Source organism: Kitasatospora putterlickiae, from assembly GCF_039527695.1.
Taxonomy (GTDB): domain Bacteria; phylum Actinomycetota; class Actinomycetes; order Streptomycetales; family Streptomycetaceae; genus Kitasatospora; species Kitasatospora putterlickiae.
Genome location: NZ_BAAAKJ010000066.1, coordinates 1594 through 9449 on the forward strand (window position 1 = coordinate 1594; position 7856 = coordinate 9449).

General features: G+C 72.2%; 12 protein-coding genes. 7 read left to right on the forward strand and 5 right to left on the reverse strand.

Features of this window, described 5'->3' with window-relative positions:
- Both ABD308_RS07460 and ABD308_RS07465 read right to left on the reverse strand, forming a co-directional pair.
- On the reverse strand, window positions 1-1337 hold a 1337-nt coding region (locus ABD308_RS07460; protein WP_344329570.1), incomplete at its 3' end, for an MATE family efflux transporter.
- Window positions 1338-1426: 89 nt separating this feature from the next.
- The gene (locus ABD308_RS07465; RefSeq protein WP_344329573.1) at window positions 1427-2275 is read right to left on the reverse strand and encodes an SDR family NAD(P)-dependent oxidoreductase; all 849 of its coding nucleotides are present in this window, start codon (window positions 2273-2275) and stop codon (window positions 1427-1429) included.
- Between the two features lie 104 nt (window positions 2276-2379).
- Between ABD308_RS07465 and ABD308_RS07470 the strand changes: the two genes are divergently transcribed.
- From ABD308_RS07470 to ABD308_RS07485, 4 genes are all read left to right on the forward strand, one after another.
- A complete protein-coding gene (locus tag ABD308_RS07470) occupies window positions 2380-2994 on the forward strand; it encodes a CGNR zinc finger domain-containing protein (protein ID WP_344329576.1) in 615 nt (204 codons plus the stop codon).
- A gap of 161 nt (window positions 2995-3155) precedes the next feature.
- Window positions 3156-3530 carry a YciI family protein gene (locus tag ABD308_RS07475; RefSeq protein ID WP_344329578.1) on the forward strand — a complete coding sequence of 125 codons (375 nt, stop codon included), beginning with the start codon at window positions 3156-3158 and terminating at the stop codon, window positions 3528-3530.
- Between the two features lie 29 nt (window positions 3531-3559).
- Window positions 3560-4798: an RNA polymerase sigma factor gene (locus tag ABD308_RS07480; protein WP_344329579.1), complete on the forward strand. Its 1239-nt coding sequence runs from the start codon at window positions 3560-3562 to the stop codon at window positions 4796-4798.
- Complete coding sequence (locus ABD308_RS07485) at window positions 4795-5445, forward strand: dihydrofolate reductase family protein (protein ID WP_344329581.1); 651 nt, start codon at window positions 4795-4797, stop codon at window positions 5443-5445. The genes ABD308_RS07480 and ABD308_RS07485 overlap by 4 nt, the downstream gene beginning before the upstream one ends.
- A gap of 198 nt (window positions 5446-5643) precedes the next feature.
- On the opposite strand, the gene ABD308_RS07490 is transcribed toward ABD308_RS07485, so the two are convergent.
- Genes ABD308_RS07490 through ABD308_RS07500 form a run of 3 tightly spaced genes read right to left on the reverse strand, consistent with a single transcriptional unit; the run spans window position 5644 to window position 6904 of the window.
- Window positions 5644-5844 (reverse strand): DUF397 domain-containing protein, encoded by a 201-nt coding sequence (locus ABD308_RS07490; RefSeq protein WP_344329582.1) that lies wholly within the window; start codon window positions 5842-5844, stop codon window positions 5644-5646.
- A gap of 24 nt (window positions 5845-5868) precedes the next feature.
- Window positions 5869-6075, reverse strand: coding sequence for a DUF397 domain-containing protein (locus ABD308_RS07495; protein ID WP_344329583.1), 207 nt, complete (start codon window positions 6073-6075; stop codon window positions 5869-5871).
- Window positions 6059-6904, reverse strand: a complete 846-nt coding sequence (locus ABD308_RS07500) for a helix-turn-helix domain-containing protein (protein ID WP_344329585.1) — start codon at window positions 6902-6904, stop codon at window positions 6059-6061. The genes ABD308_RS07495 and ABD308_RS07500 overlap by 17 nt, the downstream gene beginning before the upstream one ends.
- A 127-nt stretch (window positions 6905-7031) precedes the next feature.
- Here ABD308_RS07500 and ABD308_RS07505 point away from each other — a divergent pair, with 127 nt between their 5' ends.
- From ABD308_RS07505 to ABD308_RS07515, 3 genes are read left to right on the forward strand one after another with little or no spacing between them, the layout of a single operon-like run.
- Window positions 7032-7391 (forward strand): hypothetical protein, encoded by a 360-nt coding sequence (locus ABD308_RS07505; protein ID WP_344329586.1) that lies wholly within the window; start codon window positions 7032-7034, stop codon window positions 7389-7391.
- A 41-nt stretch (window positions 7392-7432) separates the two neighbouring features.
- Entirely contained in the window at window positions 7433-7612 is a 180-nt protein-coding gene (locus tag ABD308_RS07510; RefSeq protein ID WP_344329587.1) for a hypothetical protein, read from the forward strand.
- The gene (locus ABD308_RS07515; protein WP_344329588.1) at window positions 7609-7830 is read left to right on the forward strand and encodes a hypothetical protein; all 222 of its coding nucleotides are present in this window, start codon (window positions 7609-7611) and stop codon (window positions 7828-7830) included. Before ABD308_RS07510 ends, ABD308_RS07515 begins: the two co-directional genes overlap by 4 nt.
- Window positions 7831-7856 lie beyond the last annotated feature (26 nt).

The window sequence follows — 7856 nt, forward strand, 5'->3', positions numbered from 1 at the left end:
GGGGGCGAGTCCCCCCGGGCGGCGCCCAGTGGCCGGTAGAGCAGCCACCACAGCACCGTCCAGCAGACCGCGACACCGAGGCAGGCCCCGGCCGTCATGGTCAGGTACAGCGCGTCGGTGGAGTGCCGGGCGGCGCTCAGCGGCCCGCCCACGGCGATCACGGCGCCGAAGTACACCACGTTGAGGGCGAACGCGACGACGCCGTGCCCGGTCTGCTCCAGCAGCGTCAGCGCGGTGAGCGCCAGCGCCGTGCAGCCGAACGACGGCCCGGCCAGCTGGAGGAAGCGGACGGCCTGCCCGGCGGTGTCCGGGTCCGCGGAGAGGCGGGCGGCCAGCGGCGGGCCCGCCGTCCACAGCACCGCCGTCACGGCCAGGTAGCAGGCGGCCGTCAGCAGGCCCCCGCCGCGCACGGCCCGCCGGGCGGCGGCGCGGTCGCCGGCCGCGCCCGCCTGGTTGACCAGGATCGCGACGGCGGAGCCGAAGCCCACCGCCGGGACGATCACCGCGCTCTGCAGCGTCGAGCCGAGCGTGAACCCGGCCACCGCGCCGGGGCCGAACGGGGCGACCACGCGCAGCAGGGCCAGGTTGACGACGCACAGCAGCAGGAACGACGCGCCGACCGGCAGCCCGACGGACACCGCCGCCGCCCGCACCTCGCCGTGCCCGTCGGCGGTCGGACGGCCCAGCAGCCCCGCCCGCCGCAGCAGCAGCGCGCCGAGCAGCACCTCCACCACCCCGGACCCCAGGGCGGCGACCGGCAGCGCGGTCAGCCCCCAGCCCGCGCCGAGGCCGAGCCCGCCGACCCCGGCCAGCAGCAGGCCCGCCGAGACGAGGGTGAGCAGCAGGCCCCGTCCGGTCGCGCCGGAGCCGCGCAGCACCGCCGCGCACAGCTCGCCCAGCGCGCCGACCGCGTTCACCGCCACCATCGCGGCCAGGAGGGCGAGGAACGGCGTCCGGTCGGCGGCCGGCAGGTCGAGCAGCGCCCCCAGCGGTCCGGCGCCGGCCGTCACCACGACGCCGCACACCAGGTAGCAGCAGGCGCCGATCCGGGCCGCGGCGGCGAGGTGGCCCGGGAGTTCCGCCCGCCGCCCGGCCCCGGCGGCGCGCGCGGCCACCACCTGGAGGGCGACCGAGAGCCCGGAGTTCAGGGCCACCAGGAGGAAGCCGACGGGGGTGTAGAGCGAGCGGAGGTAGAGCGCGTGCCCGCCGGCCGCGCCCAGCATCGTCACCACGGCGAACTGCGCCCCGAGGGCGACGGCCTCGCTCAGCACGACGGGCGCGGCGAAGCCCGCGATCCGGCGCACGGTCGGCGCCGCCACGGTGGTCGTCCCCGTCACGGCCACCCGCCCCCTTCGCACCGCCGTCCCGCCGTCCCGCCGACGATCCCAAACTCCCGTCCCCGAACGGAAGTCCGCGCCCCCGGCAATTACCTGTCGATGGCGTCCGTCACGTGCTTCCAGCCGTCCAGGTCCGCGACGCGTGCCTCCAGCGCGGTGCGCATGTCAGCGGCGCCGGAGGTGCCGAGGGCCAGGCGCAGCGGAGGGTTGGGGCTGTCGACCGCGGTCCGGATGCCTTCGGCGATCCGCGCGGCGGCGGAGAAGGCGGAGGCCGGCAGCTCGCCGATGCCCTTCTGGACCTCGCGGACGGTCCGGTCGTAGTCGGCCAGGCCGGCCGCGACGTCGAGGTTGGCCAGGAAGGGGGTCGCGGTCAGCCCGGGCTGGACGATCGTGACCTTGACGCCGAGCGGCGCGACCTCGGCGACCAGCGCCTCCGACAGCCCCTCGACCGCGTGCTTGGTCGCGGCCAGCAGCCCCACGCCGGGGTGGGCGGACTGCCCGTAGATCGACGAGCCCTGGAGGACGTGCCCGGACCGCTGGGCGCGGAGCACCGGCAGCGTGGCGCGGAGCACGTTGAGCACTCCGAAGACATTGGTGTCGAACACGGCGCGGACCTGCGTGTCGGAGGCCTCCTCGACGGCTCCGAACAGTCCGTAGCCGGCGTTGTTGGCCACTACGTCGACGCGGCCGAAGCGCGCGAGCGTGCGCTCCACCGCCGTCTGGACGGCCCGCTCGTCCCGCACGTCCGCCTCGATGGCGAGCAGCCGTCCGCCGTGCGCCTCGGCCAGTTCCTCCAGGGGCGCGGTGTCGCGGGCGAGCGCCGAGACGGATTCGCCGCTTTCGAGCGCCTGGAGCGTCAGTTCGCGGCCGATGCCGGACGTCGCGCCGGTGATCAGCCAGACGCGGGGGTGGTTCTGCTGGTTGGATTCCTTGGTCATGTTGCGACCGTAGAGAGTTAGCTCATAACGAGTCAAGCCTCTTGATGCTTCTGGTTGCCTATTAGGCCGGTTAGCGCCTTTTCTTCCTGAGGTAGGGTGAGGCCATGAGCAGTACGGCGGCCGGATCCCCCGAACCCCCCAGCCCGCGCACCGTCACCCCGGCGGTGGAGACGGTGCTCGCGTTCGTGAACACGCGCGCGGACGGGACCGGTCGGCGGGAGCTGTTCGAGGACGGCGACTCGTTCGCGGACTGGCTGGCGGAGTTCGGCGGGTTCGGCGGGTTCGGCGGGTTCGACGGCGAGACCGTGGCGACCGACGCCGACGCCGCCGCCGCGCGCGAGCTGCGCGACGCCCTGGTGACCGTGCTGCTCGCGCACTCGGGCGACGAGGAGAGCCTCGGCGAGCCGCTGCGCCACGCCGAGCGGCACCTGCGCCGTGCGGGTTCGCTCTACCCGCTGGCGACGGTGGTCACGGCCGGCGGCGTGGAACTGGCGTCGCCGCAGACGGGGGTGGAACGGGTCTTCGGAACCGTCCTGGCCGCGGTGACGACCTTCGCCGGGAGCGGCGACTGGGGGCGCGTCAAGGCGTGCCGGAACCCCCCGTGCCACTTCGGCTTCCTCGACCGCACCCGCAACGGGGGAGGGCTGTACTGCAGCCCCGGCTGCGGCTCCCAGGTGTCCATGCGCAACTACCGCCGACGCCTGCGCCAGGAGTCCTGACCGCCGTCCGGCCGCGCGGGCCCCTCCTCCCCGCCCCCGCCACCACCGTGCGGAAAGATGTCGAAAAAATCTTTCCGGCGGATGTCGAGGCCCCCGGCCCCGCTCCGACCAAGGGGTGAGAGCGCGCCGGACAGGGCGCGCGGGACGGGAGGACACCCGAGATGAAGTACGTCGCGATGATCTACGGCAACCAGGCCAAGTGGGACTCGTTCCCGGCCGAGGAATGGCCGGCCGCGATCGCCAGGCAGGAGGCGTTCAACGCCAAGTACCGCGAGACCGGCGAGCTGTTCGGCGCCTACGGCCTCGCCGACGCCGCCGCCGCCCAGCTGGTGCGGCGCGCGGACGGGCTCCCGGCGGTCACCGACGGGCCGTACCTGGAGACCAAGGAGTACCTGGCCAGCTTCTACCTGCTGGACTGCGAGAGCCTGGAGCGCGCCCAGGAGATCGCCGCCGACATGCCGTTCGCGGACGTCGAGCCGGTGGAGCTGTGGCCGATCCTGCACGAGTCCCCGGCCGCCGACGCGGCGGGCGTGTGAGCGGCGGCGGGCAGCCGGGACCCGGCGCCGTGGAGGGCCTGCTGCGCGACCTCGCGCCGCAGGCCCTCGGGGCGTTGGTGCGCCGGTACGGGCGGGGGTGCTTCGACGAGTGCGAGGACGCCGTGCAGGAGGCGCTGCTGGCCGCCGCCACCCAGTGGCCGGCCGAGGGGGTGCCGGAGAACCCGCGCGGCTGGCTGGTGACGGTCGCCGGGCGGCGGCTGACCGACGCGGTGCGCAGCGAGGTGGCCCGGCGGCGCCGCGAGGACGCGCTGGCCCTCGCCACCCCGCAGTCGGCGCTGCTCAGCCCGCCGCCGGACGCGGCGCCCGCGTCCGGCCGGGACGACTCGCTGCACCTGCTGTTCCTCTGCTGCCACCCGGAGCTGTCGGCGCCCAGCCGGATCGCGCTGACCCTGCGCGCCGTCGGCGGTCTGACGACGGCGCAGATCGCGGCGGCGTTCCTGGTGCCGGAGGCGACGATGGCGCAGCGGATCAGCCGGGCGAAGCAGACCGTCCGGGCCGCCGGGCTGCCCGACCGGCGGCTCCCGGAACGGCTCGCCGACGTCCGCCAGGTGATCTACCTGATCTTCAACGAGGGCTACACGGCGAGCAACGGCGACGACCTCACCGCGCCCGAGCTGTCCGGCGAGGCGATCCGCCTGGCCCGCCTGCTGCTGCGGCTCGCCCCGGACGACGCCGAGACGGCCGGACTGCTCGCCCTGATGCTGCTCACCGACGCACGCCGTCCGGCTCGAACGGGGGCGGGCGGCGAACTGGTGACGCTGGCGGAGCAGGACCGCTCGCTGTGGGACGCGGCCCTCGTCGAGGAGGGCGTCGAGCTGATCAGCCGCACGCTCCCGCGCGGCCAGGTGGGGCCGTACCAGGTCCAGGCGGCGATCGCGGCGGTGCACGACGAGGCGCCGGACGCGAAGTCGACGGACTGGCCGCAGATCCTGGCGCTGTACGACCTGCTGATCGGGTTCGGCGAGAACCCGTTCATCACCCTCAACCGGGCGGTGGCGCTGGCCATGGTCGAGGGCCCGGGGGCCGGCCTCGCGGCGCTCGCCCCGCTGGAGGCGGACAAGCGCTTCGCCCGCCACCACCGGCTGTTCGCCACCCGCGCCCACTTCCTGGAACTCCTCGGCGACCCGACGGCGCCGAGCCTCTACCGCGAAGCCGCCCGCCGCGCGACCAGCGCCCCGGAACGCCGCCACCTCACCGAACACGCCCGCCGCCTTGAGACGGGCGCCGCAGACCGGAGGAACGCATGACCCAACTCCTGAGGGTCCAGAACTTCAACGTCTCGGCCGACGGCATCGCCGCCGGCGCCAGTGAGGACCAGACCCTGGAACGCCCCTTCGGCCTCGACCACGCCGAGCGCCTGTTCTCCTGGGCCGGCGCCACGGCCAGCTGGCCGATGCGGACCGACCCGGGCGGCAGCCGGGGCCTGGACGACTACCTCACCCGCGACTACCCGAGGAACATCGGCGCCGAGATCATGGGCCGCAACAAGTTCGGCCCCCAGCGCGGACCCTGGCAGGACCACGCGTGGCAGGGCTGGTGGGGCGAAAGGCCCCCGTTCCGCACCCCGGTCTTCGTCCTGACCCACCACCAGCGGCCGTCGATCACCCTCTCCGACACCACCTTCCACTTCGTCGACGGCGCCCCGGCCACGGTCCTCGCCCAGGCGAAGGAGGCCGCCCAGGGCAAGGACGTCCGCCTGGGCGGAGGGGTGACCACCATCCGCGAGTTCCTCGACGCCGACCTCGTGGACACCCTGCACATCGCGGTCTCCCCGGTGAAGCTCGGCTCCGGCCTGAAACTGTGGGACTCCCCGGACGACCTGCGCGACCGCTTCCACGTCGATGTCGTCCCCAGCGCGAGCGGCGTCACCCACCACCTCTTCTGGCGCAAGTAGCCGCTCTGGAACGGCAGTCCCGGGAGGAACGGGGTACCTCCCGGGACTGCCTACAACTCAGATGTTGGCAACGCGTCGTGGAGATGACGCGAGTTCACCGTCCAGGGGTTTCGATGCTTGCCTCGTCGGCGAAACCGACGAGGCAAGCAAAGAAGATGTAGGTGAGCTGGTCGATCAAGGATTGCTCGTGCGGCCGCATCAGATGCCGCTGAACTCCCCATCCCGCACGGCGCTCACGAAGGCATTCCAGGCGGAGGGGGCGAAGGCAAGTGATGGCCCGTTGGGGTCCTTGGAGTCCCTGACGTGCCCGGGGTTGGCGTCGTCGACCTCTACGCAGGAGCCGCCGTCGCCGTTGCTGTGGCTGCTCTTCCTCCATCGCGGGGTGCTCGGGCTGTCCATCCGTGGGCTCCTTGGCTGCGAGTGTCAGACGTTGCCGAACTCACCTGTCCGTACGGCGGTGACGAAGGTGTTCCAGGCACTGGGGGTGAAGGCGAGCGCTGGCCCGTTGGGGTCTTTGGAGTCCCTGACGCGGCCGGGGTTGGCGTCGTCGATCTCTACGCAGGAGCCACCCTCTGCATTGCTGTAGCTGCTCTTCCGCCATCGGGCGGGGCGATCACTGCTGCTTCGCATTCTCGTAGTCCTCCGCCGCCGAGAGGATCAGGTCCAGGGACGCCTCCGGCGACAATGCGGCAGCCCGTACGAGATCGTATGCCCGCTGGCATTTGGCGACCAAGTGATTGTCATCGATCAACTGACCAGCAAACCTACCTTCCTGATAGACCAGGGGAGGCGCATCCGCGAAGGTCATCAGTGCCAACATGCCCCCGAGGAGCGCGTGTGGCCCGGCTTCGAAGGTGACGACCTGGACGATCAGGCGCCGCCTCGTCATCAGCGATGCGATGTGGCGCAGTTGGTTCGCCATCACCCCATGCCCGCCGACTGGTCGGCGAAGCACCGACTCGTCCAAGATGAACCACAACTCTGGTCCTGTTGGGTCGTTGACCAGCCGCTGTCGCTCCAATCTCGCGGCAACCAGGTCGGCCAACTCGTCATCCGCGAGCAGCGGCTGACCACCAAGCGAGAGGGCCTTTGCGTAGTCCGCTGTCTGCAATAGGCCTGGCACCACGTGCCCGGCGAACTCGCAGATCGACGTGGCACGGCTCTCGTGCTCGACAGCTTCCTGGAAGTAGTCCGCGAAGCGCGAATACTCCAACAACTCATGAAGGCGTTCGAGCGCCCCATCCGTGTCGAGGGCCACGTCGATCCGAATCGAGAGATCCAGCTGCGGAGCCCGCTGAGCGTTCTCCAACTGCCCAATGTACGAGCCGGACACGAACGTCAGTGCGCCAAGCCTGTCCTGCGACATCTTCGGCATTGCGGCTTCTCTGAGGCGCCGCAGCTCACTGCCGTAGTACTCCCTCGGGGTCTTGCCGGGCGGCAGCTGATTCGGGATTGCCATGGGCACTCCGCCTCCACAATCAACTTGCTGTGATCGATCGGCTTCTCAGCGTAGTCTCCCTGTCCGATCCTGGAGGAGGAATCGCGAAATGCGCCCCCCCGGAATCCGGAGCCGCCCCATGCCCTCCATGCTCAGAAAGATCACCGCCGACGACCGCCGTGACGCCGCCGACGCCCTCGACGACCTCAGGGCCACTCTCGCGGCCGCCGATGCCACCCTTCCCTCCACGGGTATCGACTGGAACTGCGCCTCCGTCACCGGCATCGTTCTCATCGACCTCGGCGCGGCCCCCACCTTCCTGGTCCGCAAGCTCACCGAAGTGATCCGCGACGGCGTCCGCGCCCGTCGCCGCGAAGCCGAACAGCAGCCCTGGCATCCCGCATCCGGCCTCTCCCTCACCCTCAACACCCCCGACGGCATCCCCATCGAAGCCCAAGTCGTCGCCGCGACCGGACGGTTGGTGACCGTTCGACTCAACCGTCCCTGAACCCCCAAGCCCCCCTCCCGCACCCCGAAAGACCGCACCGCATGCCCAAGCACCCCACCCCCACCCCCGTCCCCGGCCAACTCGTCCACGACCGCCGGACCCACCGGACCGGCATCTACATGGACACCATCGGCGGACGCCTCTACCTCCGCCCGGTCGGCGGCGGCATCGAGTGGACGACCCGCCCCGAGTACGTCTCCCTCACCCCGCCCACCCGGTGAACCGCCCCCGACCGCCGAGGTCGCTCCTCTTCGCCACCTCGGCCGCCTCCGTGGCGGCCGGCACGACGATGGCCGCCCTCACCACCCGCCTGGTCCGCCCCCACACCCCGGGTGCGGCGAACCTCCTCTTCCTCCTGCTCCTCTGCGCGGCGACCCTCTTCACCAACTCCGCCCTCGCCCGCGCCCTCCACCACTACTGGCGCACCCGCCACAGCTGACCGTTCACCCGGCGCAGGAAGTAGGG